The organism is Flavihumibacter petaseus NBRC 106054, assembly GCF_000974785.1.
In the GTDB taxonomy this organism is placed as follows: Bacteria; Bacteroidota; Bacteroidia; order Chitinophagales; family Chitinophagaceae; genus Flavihumibacter; species Flavihumibacter petaseus.
Genome location: NZ_BBWV01000005.1, coordinates 141,143 through 162,014, shown reverse-complemented (window position 1 = coordinate 162,014; position 20,872 = coordinate 141,143). Strand labels below are relative to the sequence as shown.

At 49.9% G+C, this 20,872-nt stretch carries 14 protein-coding genes; 8 read left to right on the top strand and 6 right to left on the bottom strand.

Annotated elements, in window-relative coordinates; genetic code table 11:
- Positions 1 to 5: 5 nt before the first annotated feature.
- Genes FPE01S_RS22995 through FPE01S_RS22975 form a run of 5 tightly spaced genes read right to left on the bottom strand, consistent with a single transcriptional unit; the run spans position 6 to position 10,237 of the window.
- Entirely contained in the window at positions 6 to 2,525 is a 2,520-nt protein-coding gene (locus tag FPE01S_RS22995; RefSeq protein WP_046371524.1) for a glycoside hydrolase family 31 protein, read from the bottom strand.
- A 6-nt stretch (positions 2,526 to 2,531) separates the two neighbouring features.
- Positions 2,532 to 4,283, bottom strand: a complete 1,752-nt coding sequence (locus FPE01S_RS22990) for an endo-dextranase (protein WP_046371463.1) — start codon at positions 4,281 to 4,283, stop codon at positions 2,532 to 2,534.
- Between the two features lie 5 nt (positions 4,284 to 4,288).
- A complete protein-coding gene (locus tag FPE01S_RS22985) occupies positions 4,289 to 5,740 on the bottom strand; it encodes a SusE domain-containing protein (protein ID WP_046371462.1) in 1,452 nt (483 codons plus the stop codon).
- Between the two features lie 30 nt (positions 5,741 to 5,770).
- Complete coding sequence (locus tag FPE01S_RS22980; RefSeq protein ID WP_046371461.1) at positions 5,771 to 7,243, bottom strand: RagB/SusD family nutrient uptake outer membrane protein; 1,473 nt, start codon at positions 7,241 to 7,243, stop codon at positions 5,771 to 5,773.
- A gap of 18 nt (positions 7,244 to 7,261) precedes the next feature.
- On the bottom strand, positions 7,262 to 10,237 hold the full coding sequence (locus FPE01S_RS22975) for a SusC/RagA family TonB-linked outer membrane protein (protein ID WP_083990457.1): 2,976 nt from the start codon (positions 10,235 to 10,237) through the stop codon (positions 7,262 to 7,264).
- A 114-nt stretch (positions 10,238 to 10,351) separates the two neighbouring features.
- Here FPE01S_RS22975 and FPE01S_RS22970 point away from each other — a divergent pair, with 114 nt between their 5' ends.
- The 4 genes from FPE01S_RS22970 to FPE01S_RS22955 all read left to right on the top strand — a co-directional run bounded on the left by FPE01S_RS22970 (position 10,352) and on the right by FPE01S_RS22955 (position 16,000).
- Complete coding sequence (locus FPE01S_RS22970) at positions 10,352 to 14,332, top strand: hybrid sensor histidine kinase/response regulator transcription factor (protein WP_072054037.1); 3,981 nt, start codon at positions 10,352 to 10,354, stop codon at positions 14,330 to 14,332.
- 217 nt (positions 14,333 to 14,549) lie between these two features.
- Entirely contained in the window at positions 14,550 to 14,987 is a 438-nt protein-coding gene (locus FPE01S_RS22965; RefSeq protein WP_245624049.1) for an Hsp20/alpha crystallin family protein, read from the top strand.
- A gap of 73 nt (positions 14,988 to 15,060) precedes the next feature.
- Complete coding sequence (locus FPE01S_RS22960) at positions 15,061 to 15,345, top strand: hypothetical protein (protein WP_046371458.1); 285 nt, start codon at positions 15,061 to 15,063, stop codon at positions 15,343 to 15,345.
- A 67-nt stretch (positions 15,346 to 15,412) separates the two neighbouring features.
- Positions 15,413 to 16,000, top strand: a complete 588-nt coding sequence (locus FPE01S_RS22955) for a Crp/Fnr family transcriptional regulator (protein ID WP_046371457.1) — start codon at positions 15,413 to 15,415, stop codon at positions 15,998 to 16,000.
- A gap of 81 nt (positions 16,001 to 16,081) precedes the next feature.
- Here FPE01S_RS22955 and FPE01S_RS22950 read toward each other — a convergent pair whose 3' ends face one another.
- On the bottom strand, positions 16,082 to 16,417 hold the full coding sequence (locus FPE01S_RS22950) for a hypothetical protein (protein ID WP_046371456.1): 336 nt from the start codon (positions 16,415 to 16,417) through the stop codon (positions 16,082 to 16,084).
- 138 nt (positions 16,418 to 16,555) lie between these two features.
- Between FPE01S_RS22950 and FPE01S_RS26370 the strand changes: the two genes are divergently transcribed.
- The 4 genes from FPE01S_RS26370 (at position 16,556) to FPE01S_RS22935 (ending at position 20,523) form a co-directional block, all read left to right on the top strand.
- The gene (locus tag FPE01S_RS26370; RefSeq protein WP_281176223.1) at positions 16,556 to 16,678 is read left to right on the top strand and encodes a hypothetical protein; all 123 of its coding nucleotides are present in this window, start codon (positions 16,556 to 16,558) and stop codon (positions 16,676 to 16,678) included.
- A gap of 307 nt (positions 16,679 to 16,985) precedes the next feature.
- Positions 16,986 to 17,318: a type II toxin-antitoxin system HigB family toxin gene (locus FPE01S_RS22945; RefSeq protein ID WP_046371455.1), complete on the top strand. Its 333-nt coding sequence runs from the start codon at positions 16,986 to 16,988 to the stop codon at positions 17,316 to 17,318.
- Positions 17,319 to 17,325: 7 nt separating this feature from the next.
- Positions 17,326 to 17,754 (top strand): helix-turn-helix domain-containing protein, encoded by a 429-nt coding sequence (locus FPE01S_RS22940; protein WP_046371454.1) that lies wholly within the window; start codon positions 17,326 to 17,328, stop codon positions 17,752 to 17,754.
- Between the two features lie 279 nt (positions 17,755 to 18,033).
- Positions 18,034 to 20,523: a glutaminase family protein gene (locus FPE01S_RS22935; RefSeq protein WP_046371453.1), complete on the top strand. Its 2,490-nt coding sequence runs from the start codon at positions 18,034 to 18,036 to the stop codon at positions 20,521 to 20,523.
- Positions 20,524 to 20,872: the final 349 nt, after the last annotated feature.

The window sequence follows — 20,872 nt, the reverse complement described above, 5'->3', positions numbered from 1 at the left end:
CAGGATTATTTTGCTGTTGCCGGAGATTTGATGGTTACCTGTAGTGGCGCACCACCAGCAGGAAGTTTTATGGAACAGACTTTTGTCTTCTCGTTCCAGCTCCAGGCGGTGGTGGTGATTTCCTTACCGATCGCTGTTTCCAGTGCCGCTGCAGTAAGTACCTTCGCTGTAACCTTGCCGGTCGCAACAGCGGAAGGCTTCCTGTTGAGGTGCAGGTTCAGCACGATATTGCGATGGCTGTTCTGGACAAATCCATTTTTAGTATCGGTGACAACACTCACGGAATAACCGGCCCCTTCTTTCTTACAGGTGAATTGAACTGTTCCATATTCATCTTTCTGGTACCCGAGCGAATTGCCATCATCCTCATAAAGGGTAAAAGTCGCTTCCTCCCTATTGTCATGGGGAAAGATCTCTGCATAAACCGGATGATTCTTTTCCTGCCCGATATACTGCATCACCGGCATCATAGGAATGATCGATCCCTTCCGCACAAAAATTGGCGTCACGGCTAACGGTGCCGGATAGTTGATCACCTGTCCGCCGTTATAAACGGTCTTCCCGTCATTGAAATCGATCCACTCGCCTTCCGGCAGGTAAACATTCCGGCTCACCGCGCCTTTCTTCAGCACGGGCGCTACCAGCAATTCGTGGCCGAACATGAATTCATCGTCCACTTTGAATGCATTTTCATCTTCAGGATATTCCAGGATAAGCGCACGCATCAGCGGCAATCCCTTTTCATGTGCCTCCCGGGCATAAGTATAAATATAGGGAAACAGGCGGTACTTCAATTCAATTGCTTTCCGGCAGATGTCTTCTGCTTCTTTACCGAACAACCATGGTTCCACGGCATTATCGCCCTCATGGTGTGCCCTGCTCAGCGGGTTGAAAACGCCGAACTGCATCCACCTGGTATACAATTCCGCCATGGCGGGATAATCTTTTACATCACCACAATACCCCGAGATATCGCATGCCCAGAAGGGCAGCACACCCATTCCCGCCGATATACCAATCGGCACCTGGTTCGCCAGCCGGTTCCAGCCGTCCAGCACATTATCGCCATTTCCTGAATCGCCCGACCAGCCAAAAGTATACCGCTGTAATCCCGCATAGGCGGCACGCGTCATCTGGAATACCCGCTTATTGGGATTGCGTTTTTCAAATTGCTCTTTCACAACCTTATCCCAGCTGAAGCCATATACATTATGGATCTCATCGTGCATCCCGAGATAGTGTTTCATACGCAGGCGCTCAGTCGCATCCTCATTACTCCACGCCGGTTCACCCATATCGGTCCAGAACCCGCGCACGCCATCATTCAATGGTTTTTGCTGCTGCGCCCCCCACCAGTCCGCCACTGCCGGATGGGTAAAATCCACCACCCCGCAGTTACCACCCCAGGGCCAGGGCATATCGTATGATTTTCCCGTACTACTATCAACGGCGAAATAATGCAACGAATCTGCTTCCCGCCACTGCCGCTGTGTTGCCTGCGAGATTACCGGGTCCTGTGACAGGATCATTTTGAATCCCATTGAATCGAGGTAGCTGACCATCCCTTTCGGATCTGTATACTTATCCTTATGCCAGTTGAAATCCTGCAGACCATCTACCCAGCCGATGTCCTGGTAAATAATATCGCAGGGGATCTTCCTTTTCCTGAATTCCGCCGCCACACTCCTTGCCAGTTTTTCATTGGTATATAATCCGCGGCATTGGGAGAAACCAAAAGCCCAGTCGGGTGGCAATATCGGTTTTCCTGTCAGCTGCGTATACTGCTCAATGATCTGCTTGTAATCATTGCCATGGATGAAATAGTAAACCATCTCACCATTCGGCGCCTCAAAGGAATAATACTCATCTGACGCCGTTCCGAATTTGAATTGTGTCTTATAGGTGTTATCGAAAAAGATGCCATACCGATAGCTGCTCATGAAGAACGGAATGCTTTTATACAAAGGATCTTCATTCACACCGTAACAGGGTTTGTCGCTGTTCCACATCCTGTAACTCCGGCCCCGCCTGTCGAGGGGACCGGATTTTTCTCCGAGTCCCAGGAAATGTTCATCGCTGCGCAATGTCTTGAATGCTGCCGTGGCGTTGCCTTCGCTCACATGCCCCAGGTCTTTGTAATCGCCCAGCAACAACTTCTGGTACTTGTCAAAGACCTGTACCTGCAGGGGATACTTGTTCACCCTCACCCGCAGTTTACCGGTAAATACTTCATAACTCTGCGCCTGTTCTTCCACCCTGATCTCACTGAGCGGTTCCAGGTTTTCATTGATCACCGCAAAGGATTCATTGTTCCTTTTGAACGCGCCCTTCGGATCATACCAGATCTTCACCACACTCCCGCTGCTGAATTTTACAGAGAGTTTTGCCTTACCGGCAGTATTGAATACCACCGTGTTGCCGTTCGCTGCAAAGGAAGTGCAGTCACCTGCCTTCTGCCAGTTTTGTGCGTGTACCCCAACCGTCACCAGCAACACCAGCACCGTCAGCCATTTATGTTTACGCATGTTCATTTAGTTTTCGATCACTACCATATCCCAATACTGTAACACGGGCAGGTTGAAATTTACGGTATTACCATTTTGTGTAAAAGCGACCGGATGTGCAACACCATGATCAGTATCTGGTGATGCGACCCAGATCTTTGTCACCGGTTTTGCTGAAGTGAATTGTATCGCAGCGTTCTGAATAGTCAACGGCATCGTCTGGTTACCATTGGTATCGCGCCAATTCAGGTGCGCTGCATTGGCGAAATTGATGAGATGCAATACCTGCTTGTTGCCCAGGTCTTTCGCCACAACGGAAACGCTGCCGGATTGCGGCGGCCAGTTGTTCAGCAACAGCTTCCCGTTGGTACAGCTAACCGGCGCAGTCGTAAATGTACCGCCATCCCGCAACAGGTTCTGGTATGCCACCATGAAGTCATAATAACGCACCAGGGCCTGCTTCAGGTCATCTTTCATCTGGAGGTTATTATTAGGAAAATATTCCTTTCCCAGCATGTGCTCGCCCAGCTCCAGGTGTGCTCCGCCGAAGGCAAAGATCACGGCGTCGGTCAGCAGTACCCCGGGCGTATTGAACCAACCCTGGTTATCTGCCACCGCATAATCCATATAGGCAGCCAGCACTGTTTTTTTCAGTCCCCCCGCAAACAGGTCATTGTTCTGAATAATGGTCGCCAGGTCTTTGTACCCTTCATTCGGCGACCACACTTCCGTGTACAGAAAATCCACCGGCGATGCCGCAATACTGTTCTGCTGGCCGTACTGGTTCACCGCATTCATCACGAGCTGCCTGCCCGGTGATGCCGCTTTCATGGCTTCCACAAAAGGTAAATAAGCCGCGGCAAGGTTGATGCTGTTACCTGCATAATCGTATTCAGCACCCCGGTCTCCCAGCTGATCGATATGAAAACCGTCAAAATCAAATACGCTGTAGACGTCGTTATTCCTTGCCGCGAGATATTGCTGCCACACCGCATTGGAAGGATCAGTCAGGTAGATGTCGCTCTTAAAAGGGGGCTTTGGCAGCGGATGCAGATCTTTTACACCATGCGACCGGTCTTTGAACATATACCATTGTTCCTGTACGCCGTCCGCTGCCGCATCGTTCAGGGCACCCATGGCCAGGTTGTAAAACATCGCCTTCATGTTGCGGTTATGCGCCGCCGAAATATAACCATTCACCGTACTCCGGTAATTATCCCGGTTGGCTATATCCTTCCAGTTGTCTGCCGGGTTCGCCGCTGACCCCGCAAGCGGCTGGTGATGCTTGAAATGCCAGTCCTGGAACTGCAGCCCGTTGATATGATGCCGATTCAGGTTCGCGACTACATCTTCTATTGCAGCCGTACTCATCTGTCCGAAGGCGGATAAGAATCCATACCGCGGGAACTTTGCCCAATCACTTGATACATCCACTGCAATACTCCCATAAACCTTATCACTGTCGCCCACCCGTTCGTAGAGGTCAACAAGGTAACCAGTGTAGTCATCCGAAGGCGCCACCCACTCCCAGGAGGTGCCGGTGAGGGCATCCTCCCGGAGCGTGGTGCTTTGCCGGCGATAACGAACCTTAACCGTTCCCGGTATTGTTTTGCTGATCGTAAACATCACCCGGTCGCCGGGGTAGTAAGCTGCCTTATCGGTTGACAGGTCAACCTGGTAAGCGCTCTGTCCAGGGGTTATTGGATTATTCGTGGGGCCATCTTTTTTGCATCCGGCAATCATTGCCAGCATCACACAGCCTATAAAAATTCGCTTCATCAATGCTATTGCTTCGTTATCGTAATGGTCTCGTACAGTTGATTGATCACAATTTTGTAATTGCCCGGCGTGGTCACCTGCCACTTGTAATCCGGATCGCCCTTGGCCACAAACTTCATCTGGTTCACGCTGAGGTCCTGGTGATTCTTCACCGGCATGAAATAATCGCCACCCCAGTTCCCGGTACCCAGCGGAAACTTAAACTCCCCGGCTGTCAGCGGTCCGGTATACGTGAATACATAAGGATTCGTCGCATCGGCTACCAGCGGCGTCGGATTGTCGATGTTCCAGCCAGCCGGCGTCGCATCGCCCACCATCCAGATCTGCGTATATGGGGTAAAGGGCTTAATGTCCATCGTCAGGTGCTGCATGTCCAATACGATCTTATAGGGACCGGGATTGGTGATCTGCCATTTGTTATCTGGACTACCCCCCGGCACAAGCTGGACTCCCCGCTCAGTAATGGCCTGGTGATTAGTTAACGGCATGTAATAATCGGTGTTGAAATTACCGGTCGCCGTGGGGATCTTGAACTCACCTGCCTTCAGCACTTCATTGTACCGAAATACAAACAGGTTGGCAGAATCGACCCGCATTTCTGATGGATTGTCAATGTTCCAGCCAGTAGGCACGGCATCGCCCAGCATCCACAACCGCGTATAGGGCGGAAATTCAGACGGCCTGATGTTGATGGAAAGGTCCAGCAGGTTCAGCGTGATGTCATAGGCACCGGGCGTGGTGATCATGAATTTATCATCTGGTTGACCGTCTTCTGACCGGTATACCAGGTGAAAATCATCCGCCCCCTTGTTATAGCCGGGCAGGAATTGTCCAAGTGTCGTGATAAATTTCATTTCACCGCTTTTCAAAGATCCCTGCCAGGTAAAGGTGGTGGCATCTGAAGGCAACGGTGTTAACGCTGTCGCCTTGCCGGCATCCCATCCGTTGGGCGTGGCGTCTCCGATGAGGTACAGGGTTGTCGACGCTGGCTGGTATGGCGTGGCGGTGAGGATTACTGTAGCAGAGGTGTCGGCAGCAATGCCTTCGGCTTCTACGATCGCGATCACCCGGCCTTCCAGGGTGATGGGGGTACCCGGTGTAGCTTCCCAATGCTTCAGCAGGGAATCGTTCAATGCCGCATTCGAAAACACCCGCGAATAGATGGCTTTGCCGAGCGGCTCCACGATTGCATTGGTAAAGCCATCGCCTTCTTTTGCCAGCTGAAAAATATAACTGATGCCGGCATCGGTTCCATGGTTCGTACCGGTGGTCCAGGCAAATACCACGGCATCAGTAGCAGCGCTTTTTTGTTCCAGCACCACGGTGGTCTTTGATGCCGTGATCGCTAATGGCGTATTCCCTTTGTCGAATTCAGGATCGTTGTGCTTCATACAGGAAGACCAGGTCAGCAGGCTGATCGCTGAAAGCAGGAATAGTATGATGGGAAGTTTTTTCATGATAATCTTTTTACAAGGGGTTGGGGAAGATTAATAACCGGGGTTTTGTAGCAAATTGGGATTGGCATCGATCTCTTTCTGCGGGATCGGCAGCAGCAAATGTTTGGGCGCAGCATTCAGTTTCCCGATGGTGTGCAGGAAGTCCAGCGCATACTGACCTTTGTTGATCCTGATCATGTCAAACCACCGCTGTCCCTCAAAGGCGAGCTCCATCCGGCGCTCATGCAGTACTTTGTCGCGAAACGCATCTTTGCCGAGTCCGTTGACATCCCCCAGTCCCGCACGCTTTCTCACCTTATTCAGCGGTGTTTCCGCTTCACTGGTTTTGCCCAGTTCATTCAGCGCTTCCGCCTTCATCAGCAATACATCAGAAAACCGCAGTACGGGAAAATCCGCCGGGTTGGTGTCATAATCGGGTGACACCGATAAAGGGACCAGGAATTTCCGCACATTGTAACCGGTGGTGGAATAGGATGCGAGGTAAGGTTTGCCGTCGAAATCCGGACATCCCTCATACAGGATCGTCTGATCCTTGCGGTTATCCCCTGCTTCATAGGCATCCACAAATTCCTGCGTGGGCTGATCCCAGCCATATCCACCACCTACAAAATTCGAGTTCCGGGGACCCATAAAAGTGCTCACCCACGAAGCCTGGTTCTCATTGTCCCAGAAACTGTACTTCGTCTTTCCGAAATACTGGATCTCAAAGAGCGACTCTTTCGAGTTCTTGGTAGCAGGATTGAAATTGTCGGCATAATTATCATTCAGGGCATACCCCATGCCTTCTACCTGCTGGCATAAATCCACCGTCTTCTGGTATTCGCCAAGGGTCAGATACACTTTCGCCAGTAATCCCACCGCAGCGCCTTTGGAAGCCCTGCCGATATCTGACCCGGTATAACTTTCCTTCGCCGGCAACAGGTTGACCGCGTCATTCAGGTCTTCCGTGATCAATGCATACACTTCATCTTTCGGCATCCGCGGGGGACGAAGATCATCGCCCGGAACCTGGGCTTTCGTGATCAGGGGCACATCGCCAAACAGCTGCACGAGGATGAAATAGTAACTGGCGCGCAAAAATTTCGCTTCCCCGATGATCCTGTTCTTCAAGGCTTCATCGATATTCATGCCCGGTACATTCTCCAGCACCAGGTTACAACGCAGAATCCCGGGAGCTGGTCCACGCCAGATATCCAGTGCAGCCGCATTATCGGTTGTTGTTACAAAATTGGCCAGATCCTGCGTCTCAATACCATCGGTACCGCCGCCGGCTCCCACCACACTGTTGCCCGCCATGATATCGGTGGTCCACATGCGCAGGTTGTACAGCTTCGGCCATTGCATCGGCTGGTAAGCGCCATTGATGGCATTGATGGCATCGTCGGCTGTCTGGTAATAATTCGCCGTATTGATCGAATCCAGCGGCGCCTTGTCGAGGTACTTGTTGCAGCTGAAGCTCAACGTCACCAGGCCCGCTATTACCATATATTGAATGAATTTCATTGGTGTCTGTTTTGGTGCTTAAAAAACAAGATTGATACCGGCACTGATGGTGCGCGTTACCGGATACAGGTTGTAGTCAATTCCTGATGCCGCTACTTCCGGATCGAAGCCGGAGTAATTTGTGAAGGTGTACAGGTTCTGGCAGGACAAATAGATCCGCGCACTGCTCATTTTTGCTTTCCGCGAAATATCACCGGGCAGGGTATAGCCAAGGGTAATATTTTTGATGCGCAGGTAAGAACCATCTTCTACAAACCGGTCAGAGATCCGTGTATTCTTGTTGGGGTCATTGAATATCGCGCGCGGCATGCTGTTGCTCGTGCCCTCTCCCGTCCAGCGGTCCAGCACTTTGGTGGTCTGGTTCTGCGCAACGGCCATCCCTTCCTGGTAAACCCGGTTGGCATTGAAGATCTTGTTGCCCGAAACGCCCTGCAGGAAAATGCTCAGGTCAATTCCTTTCCAGGCGAAGGTATTGTTCATCGCGAAGATCAGGCTGGGGTTGGGATTGCCGATATAGGTCCGGTCGTTGTCATCGATCTTGCCGTTATTGTCAAGGTCCCTGAACCGGATATCACCGGCCGATGTGCGGTTGTAAGGATCAGCACCCGGAACCTGCGATGCATATTTATCCACCTCAGCCTGGTTCTGAAAAATGCCATTCGTTACAAAACCATAAAAGGAATTGATGGGATGTCCCGCATTCTGAATGGTCGTATTCTGGTTCAGTCCGCCGCCAAAACTGGCAAACATCGGCACACTGTCGTTCAGGCTTACGATTTTGTTTTCGTTGTAGGAAATGTTGAAACTGGTGTTCCATTCAAGAGCACCGCGAAGATTCCGCGTGTTGATGGTCAGTTCTATACCCTTGTTCTGCACCTTACCGGCATTGATATAAGGCACCAGGATATCAGAATAACCAGTTGAAATGGGCACCGACATCGGCACAAGCATGTCCGTGGTATTTTTCACATAGGCATCGGCGGTAATATTAATGCGGCTGTCCAACAGGCTCAGATCGACCCCGATATTCGCCTGCTCCACACTTTCCCATTTTACATTGGGATTCGGGATCATCTGCGGTACCACGGCATTCACCAGCTGCCCGTTGAAATTATAGTTCACCGTCTGCAGCACGGATGCAAAGGAATAATTACCGATGTTCTGGTTGCCGGTAACGCCATAGCCTATACGCACTTTGAAATCATTGATCAGGTCGGAATGATAGAAATCTTCATTCGATACCCGCCACGCAAAGGATGCCGAGGGAAACCAGCCCCATCGGTTATTCTCCCCGAAACGGGACGAACCATCCCTCCTCAAGGTTGCCGTCAGCAAGTATTTGTCGTTGTAGGTATAATTCACGCGGCCAATGAAGGACATCAGCGCCCATTCGCTTCCACTGCCATTGGTAGTTTGGTATGCCGGATTGCTGTTGCCCATCTGCTGCGTATGATCGCTGGCGAAATCCTTGCCGGAAGCAGACAGCCAGTCGTACCGGTTGTTCTGCGCACTGGTACCGGCGAGCACCGTCAGGCGATGCTGACCAATAGTCTTGTTGTAGGTGAAATAGTTGTCCCACAACCAGGTAAGTGATTTATTGGATTGCTGATAAAGCGAGGACAAAGGATTGGGAATAGGCACCCACGGATACTTTGGCGCCCAGCTGCGACTGTCCCAGAACAGCGCCTGCACACCACCGGTAGTTTTGAAAGTCAGGTCTTTGAACAACCTGACCTCTGCATAAAGATTTCCGATGACATTATATCCTTTCGTTGAATTCTCATTGATGGTCGCTTTTCCGATCGGGTTGTTGATATCGCCATACCAGGAGGATTGTCCTGCTGGACCGGACCATGATCCATCCGGATTGTAAATGGGTTGCACGGGGAGCGCTGCCATCGTATTCCGGATATCATAGTCACCGCTGGTTTTCTGGTCATGGTTCAGCGTGAGGTTATTGCCAAACTTGAGCCAGTCCAGCACACGCGATTCGCTGTTGAACTGCACTGTGTAGCGGCGATAGCCGGTATTCAGCACAATGCCTTTCTGATCAAGCATCGCACCGGAAACATAATAGTTGGATTTAGCCGAGCCGCCGTAATAGGACAGCGAATAGTTCTGAATGGGGGCCGTACTGAACAGGGCACCCATCCAGTCGGTTCCTTTACCCAGCGATACAGGGTTGGCATATGCCGGATTCTGTGGCTGTCCGTTGGCACTCATCATTTCATTGTGCAGGGAAGCAAACTGGCTGGCATCCAGTAAAGGCACCATGCTGGTAGCTTTCTGCACACCGGCAAAAGCTTTCAGTTCGAGGTGGCTGCCCTCACTGTTCCCTCTTTTGGTGGTGATGATTACCACACCGTTAGCGCCCCGCGAACCATAGATGGCAGCAGCAGACGCATCTTTCAATACTTCAATGGAAGCAATATCGTCGGGACTGATCGTATTCAGCGGGGCATCGGAAGGAATGCCATCAATCACCAGTAACGGTTCGCTGTTGTTGATCGTGCCGATCCCGCGGATCCGGAACGCCACATTGGATCCCGGAGCACCAGAAGAGATCACCTGCACGCCGGCCGCACGCCCCTGCATCGCTTCGCCGGCATTGGCTACCGGCAAAGACTTGATCTCCTTATTGCTGATAGACGAAACCGATCCGGTGAGATCCCGTTTCTTTTGGGTGCCGTAACCTACCACGACCACGTCATCCAATAAATTCTTTACATGGAACAGGGTGAAGCTGATCGCAGTACCATCGCCAAGGCGCTGCTGTTGACGGGCGAAACCCACCGACGTGGCAACGATCGCCGTATCGGAACCGGCACTAATGGAAAAATTACCATCGGCACCGGTCTGCGTACTGGTATGGGATGGAAGCAATTCGATGGTCACGCCGGGCATCGGCTTGCCATCTTCGCCGGAAACAACTTTACCGGAAATTATCCTGGTTTGTGCCAAAAGCAGGGAGGGTGACAGGACGATCAGGAGCATAGGTATCAATCGCCTGAAGCTGAGACTACATGCGGACATAAGCAATCGTTTGGCTTAATAAAAGGGTTTATATTCTTGGTGAAGAAACTTAGATTTGACAAGTAACTAGTATCTGTGCGTGTCAAATTGTTTTCATCCTGTATCATCTTCTTTCTTGGTTTGCAACTCCTGCAGGCGCAGCCCTACTATTTCAAAAACTACCAGGTCAACCAGGGCTTGTCCAGCAACACGGTGACCAGTATCACGCAGGACAAGAACGGGTTCATGTGGTTCGGAACCCGCAATGGATTGAACCGTTTTGACGGGGGTACGTTCAGGGTGTTCCGGTACAACGACAAAGACAGTAAAAGCATCGGCAGCAACTCTATCCTGAGCCTTTATGCCAATGAGGATAAGAGCCTGTGGGTCGGTACGTATAAAGGAATTTATGCTTATGATCCGCACACGGAAACCTTCAGCACGATCCCGCAATTGCCCCCGGGTGAAATAAGGGCAATCAAAGGCAACGGGGATCATGTATGGATCATCTCAGATTATCATTTGTTTGAATACAACAAGAAGCATCGAACTACCACTTCGCTGGAATCACCGAATACAGAAACTGTCGCCTTGTCTGTTGCTCCCGACGGCACCATGTGGAGCGCCACCGGTGAAGGCATGATTAAAAAATACAATGCCGTTACAAAAAGCTTTACAGCATTCAACCTGCCTTCGCTTTATAAAGCTGGTCCCGTTACGCGCATCCAGGAGATCTATACCGACACCGATTCCACGATGCTGATCGGTACCATCAACCAGTTGTTCCTGTTCAATGTAAAGACCAATACCCTGACCGATCTGCTCACTGTCTATAACCACGGAAGGCCGATTCAAACCCATTCCATCATCCGGCACGGCGAAAATGTTTACTGGATCGGTGCAGAGACAGGCCTCTATATCCTGGACCTTAACCGGCACTCTTTGTACCATATGCAGAAGGAGGCAAACGATCCCTATGCCATCACTGATAATGTAGTGTATTCTTTCTGCCGTGATTCCGAAGGCAGTGTCTGGATCGGTACTTTTTTCGGCGGCATCAACTATTATTCGCAGCAGAACAACCGGTTCAAAAAATATTTCCAGCAATCGAGCCAGAACAGGATCAGCGGCAACCTCGTACACGAGATCTGTGAAGATGATTACAACAATCTCTGGGTAGGCACGGAAGACGCGGGCCTCAATAAGATCAACCGTGTTACGGGTCAGGCAATATACTACCGCCCAGGTGGCCCGGGCAGCATTTCCTACACCAATATCCACGGACTCATCGCTGATCGCAACGAATTGTGGATCGGTACGTACGAACATGGACTCGACGTGATGGATATCCCCTCCGGAAAAGTCATCCGGCACTACAGTTCCGGTACCGGACCGCATGAGCTGAAAAGTAATTTTATCGTCAGTATGTATAAAACGAGGGACAATGACATCCTCGTCGGCACCTGGTACGGTTTGTTCCGGTATGACCGTGCCGCGAACAATTTTATTCCGCATTCCTTTTTCAATACGCAGATCCAGGCCGTGCACGAAAGCAATGACGGCACCCTGTGGATATGCAGCTACGGCAAAGGCGTCTATTATTATAACGCAGCAAAACGCGATTCAGGCAGATTACAATTTGATGCCGCCAACAGCAACAGCCTCTCCAATAATTATGTGAACAACCTGTTTGAGGACAGCCGGAGAAACCTCTGGTTCTGTACCGAGAGCGGGCTGTGCAAATACGCACCGGCAACCGGGAAGTTTACCCGCTACGGCATCGAAAACGGCCTGCCCGATAACCAGGTGTTCCGCGTTCTGGAAGACAAGCACGGCAACCTGTGGATCTCTACGGCAAAAGGCCTGGTACTGTTTAACGAGCAGGAACAATATGCCAAAACCTTTACGACCACGAATGGCCTGCCCACCGATCAGTTCAATTATAACTCCGCTTTCGCCGATGCCAAAGGCAACCTGTTCTTCGGCACCGCCAAGGGAATGATCAGTTTCAATCCCGGCGAATTCACCAAAAGCACGTTCGTCCCGCCGGTATACGTCACCGGCCTGCACGTGAACAATAAATCCGTACCCATCGGCGATAAATCTTCGCCGCTGCAACAATCCATTTCCTTCACGCGGAAATTGTCTCTGCCCTATGAACAGTCCTCCATCAACCTCGATGTGGCCGCACTCAGTTATGTGACACCCGAGATGAACGAATTCTCCTACAAAATGGAGGGGCTGGACAAAGACTGGGTGAACATCAAAAACAACCACACGATCTACTTCAATAAACTCCCACCGGGCCATTATGTATTGCGGCTGAAAGGCGCAGCTGGAGGGGAAGTGTGGAATCCGCAGGAAACTGTCGTTGACATTACCATCCTGCACCCCTGGTGGGCCAATACCTGGGCCTATATCACTTATGCCCTGATCGGGCTGGCGATAATTTTCACGATCATGAAGTATTACCTGCTCGCCGTCAACGAGCAGAACAAACGCAAGTTCGAAACGCTGGAAATTGAAAAGGAACGCGAGATCTATAATGCCAAGATCGAGTTCTTTACCAATATTGCCCACGAGATCCGGACACCGTTAACCCTTATCAAATTACCCCTCGATAAACTGATCGGTAAAGCCAACCATAATGCTGAAGACATCGCAAATCTGAACATGATGAAAAAGAATACGAACCGGCTGATCGACCTGACCGATCAGTTGCTGGATTTCCGGAAAGCGGAAGCAAACAAGTTCAGCCTGACCTTTATCCGCACCGATATCAATGATATCCTGAAGGATTTTTTCATCAGTTTTAAACCGGTCGCGGAACAGAAGGATATCTCCATGAAACTTGAACTGCCTCGCTTTTACCTGCAGGCCTATGTGGATCCGGAAGCCTTCCGAAAGATCCTCAGCAACCTGTTCAACAACGCCATCAAGTATGCAGAAAAAAGCATCGTCATCCGGCTGCTGCCTTTTTCGAGCAACGATACCTTCTTCACCATCGAGATCCGGAACGATGGTTACCTGATCCCCTATGAATTGAAAGAAAAGATCTTCGAACCTTTTTACCGGATCGGGGAAACTGCCAAACAAACCGGTACCGGCCTCGGCCTTCCCCTTTCCCGTTCCCTTGCTGAACTGCACAAGGGCGTGCTTGACCTGAAGCAACCGGAAGGCAATATGAATGTGTTCCAGTTGTCGCTTCCCATCCACCAGGACAAAGAGATCGACCTCTATGAATACGAAACTTTCGAAACCGGTGATACCAGGGAGGCCGTTACCGATGAACCCCTGCATGACAATGACAAGCCGCACCTGCTGATCGTGGAGGACAATAGAGAGATCGCCACCTTCCTTCGGAACGAACTGCAGGCGCAGTACAACATCACCCGCGCCGGTAACGGCCAGGAAGCGCTGGACATCATCGACCGGGAAAACTACCAGCTCATCATCAGTGATATCATGATGCCGGTGATGGATGGCATCGAATTCTGCAAAACCCTCAAGACCGACCTGCGGTACAGCCATATTCCCATCATCCTCCTGACGGCGAAAAACACCACCCAATCCAAGATCGAGGGTCTTGAAACCGGTGCAGATGCCTATATGGAAAAACCCTTCGCCTTCGAGCACCTGCAGGCACAGATCAACAACCTGATCAACAACCGCAAGATCATCAAGGAATTTTTCGCCCGCTCACCGCTGACCCATATCCGTGGGATGGCAAGTTCCAAAGCGGATAAAGAATTCCTGGAGCAGCTCAACCAGGTGATCTACGATAACATCACGGATATGGACCTGAACGTGGACAAGCTGTCGAAGATGATGAACATCAGCCGGCCGACACTCTACCGGAAGATCAATGCGATTTCCGACCTTACCCCCAATGAGCTCATTAACGTTACGCGCCTGAAGCGTGCTGCCGAGTTGCTCGCGGATGGCCGGTACAAGATCAATGAAGTATCCAGCATGGTAGGATATACCCTGCCGTCTAATTTCGCACGGGATTTTAATAAGCAGTTTGGGGTGACGCCTTCGGCGTATGTCAATTCGTTGGAAAAGGAAAGCAAATAAGGCTCAGCATTCTGCTTACAGCAGGCTGTTATTGATAGCTACGGGCTCCTGAAAAATTTTCAGGCAGTGCGAAAAAAAGACAGAAAAACTGCAAAAATTTCAGCGTTTTTCCCCTCTGGCACAGCCTTTGTTTTTTCGCTTTTTTGCCCAGCATTTGCTGCGGATGATCTTTTATTAATTGTTCATCTAAATCAAAAGGAGGTTGATTATGTCACTCATGAAAAAGAATGCTAATTTTCCGACTTTCCCGACACTGTTTGAAGACTTGTTCGGCCGGGAACTGATTCACTGGAACAATGGTAATTTTTCATCAACCAGTACCACTGTACCTTCGGTGAACATCAGGGAAACTGCAGACAGTTTTGAAGTCGAAATGGCCGCCCCGGGTATCGACAAGAAAGATTTCAACATTTCTCTGGAGGGCAATACCCTCACTATTGCCTCACAGCGACAGGAACAGGACGGCCAGAACGGTAACGGGTACAGCCGCCGTGAATTCAGCTACCAGTCTTTCCAGCGGAGTTTTGTGCTGCCCAAAGATGTGGTGGACGACGAAAACATTGAAGCCCGGTATGAGAACGGCCTGCTCCGGCTGACCATACCGAAAAAGGAAGATGCCAGGAAGAAAGGTCCCCGGCACATCCAGATCGGCTGACAATATTTAAAGGGCCCGTCCTGCGGGCCCTCTTTTCCGATGAATTGTAATTTCCGTCATTATTTTTTCAGAAATGAAACAGGCTTCCTCCATTACCGTGGATATGAGGGTGCCCGGTGGCTATGTGGAATATTGCCGTTTTATGCTTCCCTGCGATCAGCAGATCGCGCGCGGAATATTTTCCAGGTTGAAAACGACTGCTGAAACAGGAATAGCCCGGCCGCTGCGGCTTTCGCTGATCAATCCGGAGGCTATGCCGATGGAAGTGTCGGGCGTGGTCTATTGCAGACTTGACCAGCTGGCATGGAACTGCCGGTTTATCACGCGGGAAATTTTCAAGTATCATAACCTGGAATAGCGAGACGTCATCGTGTTGCCGAAATACATCGGGTTCCTTTAAATTTGCTTCTATACACTGCTGTCCTATGCCGCTTGAATTCAAAAAGTACCTGAAAGAGCATGTCGATATTACGGACGAACAATTTGAGGTGTTGTCTGCAAAAATCAAAGTAAAAACGCTGAAAAAAGGAACAACGTTAACCACTCCCGGTAGCGATGAGGAAGCTGGATTTTTTGTATCCCGCGGGTTGTTGCGGTCCTATGTCGTCGATTCAAAAGGCAGGGAGCATATCCTTCAGTTTGCACCAGAACGGTGGTGGATCGGCGATCGCGGGAACCTCTATCTTGGCCGCCCGGCCACATTTTTCATTGATGCCATAGAAGATTCGAGGGTTGCCGTGATAGACGGTGATTTCATTGAATGGGGAAAAGAAATTTGTCCCCGGCTCGGCCAGTTTGATCTGTACCTGCTGAATCATTTTATCATCAATCTGCAGCAGCGCATCACCCTGTTGCTGGCAGCTTCAGCGGAAGAACGATATCTCTCTTTCCAGCAAGTGTATCCTGACGTTTTGTTGCGCGTTCCGCAGCAGATGGTTGCTTCTTACCTTGGCGTGACACCGCAGTCGCTGAGCCGGGTAAAAAAGGAAATCGCGACCCGCGGCCGGGGATGAATCCGCCCGCTGGAAAAGAAAGTTCACCTGAAAAAATAAGCCCCGGTGTGGAAACACCGGGACTTTTGATTAAGGCTCTGATTAGTAGCTATTTTGACAGCAGCGCTGTTTTTTAATGTTGTTATAGTCAAGCAACAGATCAATGACAAATTCTTCGGGTGATGTGCTGCCTTCCGTCAGCCAGTCAAACAGTGCAGCGACAATAAAAGTTTCTTTTTGGCCACAGATGACCAGCGATAACAGGTTTTCAAAATGCTCGGTGATGCCGTCAATGGCTTCCAGCATTAATTTATCACCATAACTTCCAGAACGGTCATACAGGGTTTTAAGATAAGCGAGCCCAACCATTACTTGTGCTGCGCGCAGCCTGGTCAGGACGGCGTTAATGTTCTGGGATGCCGATACGTCAGAAATCATGCTGATTGTTTTTCAACAGCGCATAACCGTTAGCGTCGGTTTGTCACAAGTAATGGATGGCTTCTGATCTGTTTCGAATGTAAAAAAAATAGATATCCGTATGGACGCTTTACGAAGAAAGTGGTGATTTGTTACCTTATGATAAGTAACATTCCGGGGTATACCCGCTTTGTGGTACTATTGCCACCATTCACTTCCCAACCAAACCTGCAGATCCACCTGGCCATCCGCCGTGCCGCTGCCTTGCAGCGCAATGCATAGACCGTAATACTTGCCTACCGGCATTCCAGCCAGTTATTATTCCGGCATTCGTCGCCGTGTGTCGTCCTGATTTCAACTATCAGGTCGCCAGCTGCGACGAATATCAAAAATTGGGACCTTCTATTACAGCTTCCGGTCTGCCCCGATCCAGGTTATCGAATTTTACCTGGCACTATTTAGGGTGTTTTACCTGTCTCCTTTTTAACTGATTTTTACTTTTTTGACAAGTTTATACGAACTAAGTAATCGGTGTAGAAAAAAAGTTCACAAAAAGTGAACATATTGAACATTAAAGGATACCTTTGTTATGAAAGTTCATCTTATCAGAAAGGAAACTATCGAAGCGTTTGTCAGGAGAAATGTACAGGGCAGGGCGTCATTTGATCTTTGGCTTGAAAAATTGAAATATGCAGATTGGGAAACCCCTGGCGATATGAAGCGTACTTTTCCCGGAACAGATTTGTTGGGCAGCGGGTCTGGCAGGGCTGTGTTTGACATCGGTGGCAATAAATACAGGCTGATCGGAAAATATGCTTTCGGCGAAAAGCAGGTACATCTTTTTATTTGTTGGATGGGCACACATGCGGAATATGACAAAATTTGTGCAGCAGGGGAACAATACAGTGTAACCGAATATTAAATCTCACATGATGGAACTTAAATACAAGGTCATTACCAGTAAAAAGCAATATAAAGACTATTGCAATATATTGGAGCAGCTGGTCTTTTCTGGTGCAAAAGACAGAAATGCAAAGGATGAAATAGCCCTGCTAACCCTGCTTATTGAAAAATGGGATGCCGAACACCTTGTATCCCATGAAACAGATCCTATTCAGCTCCTGCAGTCTTTTATTGATGACCATCAACTGAAGGCGAAAGATCTTGTAGAAATCCTGGGAATCAGTAAAGGATATGTGTCAGATATTCTGAATTACAAGAAGGGCCTTTCCAAGGACGTGATCAGGAAGCTGGCCAGCTATTTCAAAGTATCACAGGAAGCATTTAACCGGCCTTATAAATTGAAGACCGAACAAGGTCAGCGGAAAGGAGCAACTGCTTCGGGTGCACAAGTTTGACGGTCCTGAACAGATTACCCAAACGCTTTTCGGTAACAGCCGGGAACCTCATATGCTCTTCATTATACCACTAGCCCTACTCCTTCGGCTCCAGTCCTTCTGCATCTCCACTCCTCGATTCCACAAATCCCCTGCGTGTCCTGCTCTGCGACCCATGCGACCCCTGGGCGAGCTCCCGCCGGTTGTAACACTTTCATCAAACTTTGATACAAAATGCACACTCCGCGTGCTCCCTTTTCGTGAATTTTACGCTTTCCAAAAGTCTAACGATTCAAAGAGATGAGAGCACCCCAGACACTTACCCTTACCCTCCTGGCAATAACCATATTCGTTGCGGGCAAAATCCAGGCACAGGAAAGAAAAGCCCCGGCCTACCCCCTGATCACCCACAATACCTATTTCAGCATCTGGTCCACCACCGATCAGCTGAATGCCTCCACCACACAACACTGGACCGGTGCGGAACATTCCCTTACCGGGCTCCTCAGCGTAGACAATAATATCTACCGCTTCCTGGGCAAAGCAGAAACCCAATACAAAACCATTCTCCCTGCAGCAGATGAAAAAGCCTTTACGGTAAGCTATACAACCGAACAACCCCAGGACAACTGGATGGCAAAGGACTATAATGACAAAAACTGGAAATCCGGGCAGGCACCCATCGGCGACAATGAGCAACAGGTAAAGACGGTATGGAAATCCGATAATATTTGGGTTCGCCGCGCTTTCGAAGCCGCCAACCTGGCGTCCATCAAAGAACTCCTCCTGAAGTTGAACCATGACGATAATGTCGAAGTATTCCTGAACGGAAAACAGGTTTATCAGAAAGAAGGCTGGACCAACCGTTTTGAATATATCCCCATCAACAAATCTGACCTTAAATCCGGAGACAACATCATTGCCATCCACCTGAAGAATTCAGCCGGCGGCCGTTACCTCGACTTCGGACTAGTGGAGAAGCTGGAGCCAAAGGGCAATGCCATTCAGCTGGCGGAACAGAAAACTGTGGAAGTGACCGCAACACAAACGATCTATCATTTCACCTGCGGTGCAGTCAACCTCAAACTGACCTTCACTTCTCCCCTGTTGCTGAATGATCTAAAACTACTTTCCCGCCCCGTTTCCTATATCACTTACGCGGTGCAGGCGAATGACGGAAAAGAACATGCTGTTAAAGTATTGCTGAGCGCGTCCTCCAGTATCGCCGTATATCAGCCTTCGCAGGAAGTAACGGCAACGCAGTATGCTGCTGGTAATCTCTCCATTTTGAAAACAGGCACCATTGAACAGCCGGTATTGCAGAAAGGTGCAGATGATATGCGGATCGACTGGGGCTATTTTTATGTCGCCGCACCCAAATCAAGCGGCGCTACCCAGTTCATCTCGAAAGCAGGCGCAGATGCCACTGCTTTCCAGGCGGGCAACAAAGGCACGTCGCCTGTTAACGGTAAGCAGCTGAGCCTGAATACTGTTATACCTTTTGGAAAAGTATCTGACACCCCCGTTGAACGCTTTATCGAACTGGGATACGACGAGATCTGGTCCGTTCAGTATTTTAACACGAACCTCAGGCCCTGGTGGAACAATTCCGGGAAAGAAACGATCGAAGGACAACTCACAGCAGCTGCTGAGGAATACAAAGCTGTGATGGCAAAATGTGCGGCGCTGGACCAGGAGATCCGGGAAACCGCACTGAAATCTGGCGGTGCAGCTTATGCTGAAATCTGCGTGCTGGCCTACCGGCAAAGCATAGCCGCACATACCCTCGTAAAAAGTCCGAAGGGAGAAGTGCTATGGCTGTCAAAAGAGAACAACAGCGGCGGCTTTATCAATACGGTGGACGTTACCTATCCGTCGGCTCCCCTCTACCTGTTGTACAATCCGGAACTGCTGCAGGGCATGCTGAACGGTATCTTTTATTTCAGTGAGTCCGGCAAGTATCCGCATCCCTGGGCGGCGCATGACCTGGGCACTTATCCCACTGCGAACGGACAAACCTATGGCGAACCGATGCCGGTGGAAGAATCCGGCAATATGATCATCCTGACAGCAGCAATTGCGAAAGTGCAGGGCAATGCCAACTATGCGAAGCTTCACTGGAACACCCTGACCACCTGGGTGGATTACCTGGTGAAAGAGGGACTGGATCCCGCGAAGCAATTGTGCACGGACGACTTTGCCGGTCACCTCGCCCGCAATGCCAACCTCTCCGTAAAAGCCATCGTGGGCATCGCCTGCTATGCACAACTGGCTGAATCCCTCGGGGAAAAGGAAACCGCAAAGAAATACCGCGCAATTGCAGAAAGCATGGTACCGAAATGGATGGGCATGGCTGCTGCCGGCGACCACTATGCGCTGACTTTCGACAACAAGGATACCTGGAGCCAGAAGTATAACCTGGTATGGGATAAGGTGCTCGATCTGAACCTCTTCCCGCAGAAAGTCTATGATACCGAAACCACCTATTACCTGACCAAAGGCAATAAGTTTGGCATTCCGCTGGACAGCCGGAAAGCTTATACCAAGAATGACTGGATCATCTGGACGGCCACTTTTGCACCCACGCAACAACAGTTCGAGGCATTGATTCAACCGATCTACACCTTTGCACTCGAATCACCCTCCCGCGTGCCCTTCAACGATTTCTACGATTCCAACACCGGCATCCGTGAAAATTTCAAAGCCCGCAGTGTTGTCGGCGGCTTTTACATGAAGGTGCTGGCGGACCGGCTCAAAGGCAATAGTGTTGCGGGCGACAGAAAGAAGTAATAGTCGCAAGTTTCAAATTAGATTAGCCCCCTTTGCTTTGGTGCAGGGGGGCTTTTTTTGGACCAATCGGTCCAAGCTTATCAATTCAATTTCGTGTTTGTACTCAATCAGCCAGGCTAACGATCCTTTCAAATTCGTACCAACCCTGACCCTTTCCCTTTAATTTCAGATCGCTAGTGAGCTTAGAATGAATGTGTTTTTCTGAATTGACATGATTGTTTTTAATACATCCAAACAATAGTTGGTTAGTGATAAGATCCGAATTGTAAGCGACAACTGACACTGATTGAATAGAATCTGAAAATATGTTTGAATAGATGTTGAGCAGGTACTCAACCATTTTATTATA

Coding starts and splice junctions, on each gene's coding strand:
- FPE01S_RS22995 (WP_046371524.1), bottom strand. CDS start 2,525: ATGCGTAAACATAAATGGCTGACGGTGCTGGTGTTGCTGGTGACGGTT.
- FPE01S_RS22990 (WP_046371463.1), bottom strand. CDS start 4,283: ATGAAGCGAATTTTTATAGGCTGTGTGATGCTGGCAATGATTGCCGGA.
- FPE01S_RS22985 (WP_046371462.1), bottom strand. CDS start 5,740: ATGAAAAAACTTCCCATCATACTATTCCTGCTTTCAGCGATCAGCCTG.
- FPE01S_RS22980 (WP_046371461.1), bottom strand. CDS start 7,243: ATGAAATTCATTCAATATATGGTAATAGCGGGCCTGGTGACGTTGAGC.
- FPE01S_RS22975 (WP_083990457.1), bottom strand. CDS start 10,237: ATGCTCCTGATCGTCCTGTCACCCTCCCTGCTTTTGGCACAAACCAGG.
- FPE01S_RS22965 (WP_245624049.1), top strand. CDS start 14,550: ATGAAAAAGAATGCTAATTTTCCGACTTTCCCGACACTGTTTGAAGAC.
- FPE01S_RS22960 (WP_046371458.1), top strand. CDS start 15,061: ATGAAACAGGCTTCCTCCATTACCGTGGATATGAGGGTGCCCGGTGGC.
- FPE01S_RS22955 (WP_046371457.1), top strand. CDS start 15,413: ATGCCGCTTGAATTCAAAAAGTACCTGAAAGAGCATGTCGATATTACG.
- FPE01S_RS22950 (WP_046371456.1), bottom strand. CDS start 16,417: ATGATTTCTGACGTATCGGCATCCCAGAACATTAACGCCGTCCTGACC.
- FPE01S_RS26370 (WP_281176223.1), top strand. CDS start 16,556: ATGATAAGTAACATTCCGGGGTATACCCGCTTTGTGGTACTATTGCCA.
- FPE01S_RS22945 (WP_046371455.1), top strand. CDS start 16,986: ATGAAAGTTCATCTTATCAGAAAGGAAACTATCGAAGCGTTTGTCAGG.
- FPE01S_RS22940 (WP_046371454.1), top strand. CDS start 17,326: ATGATGGAACTTAAATACAAGGTCATTACCAGTAAAAAGCAATATAAA.
- FPE01S_RS22935 (WP_046371453.1), top strand. CDS start 18,034: ATGAGAGCACCCCAGACACTTACCCTTACCCTCCTGGCAATAACCATA.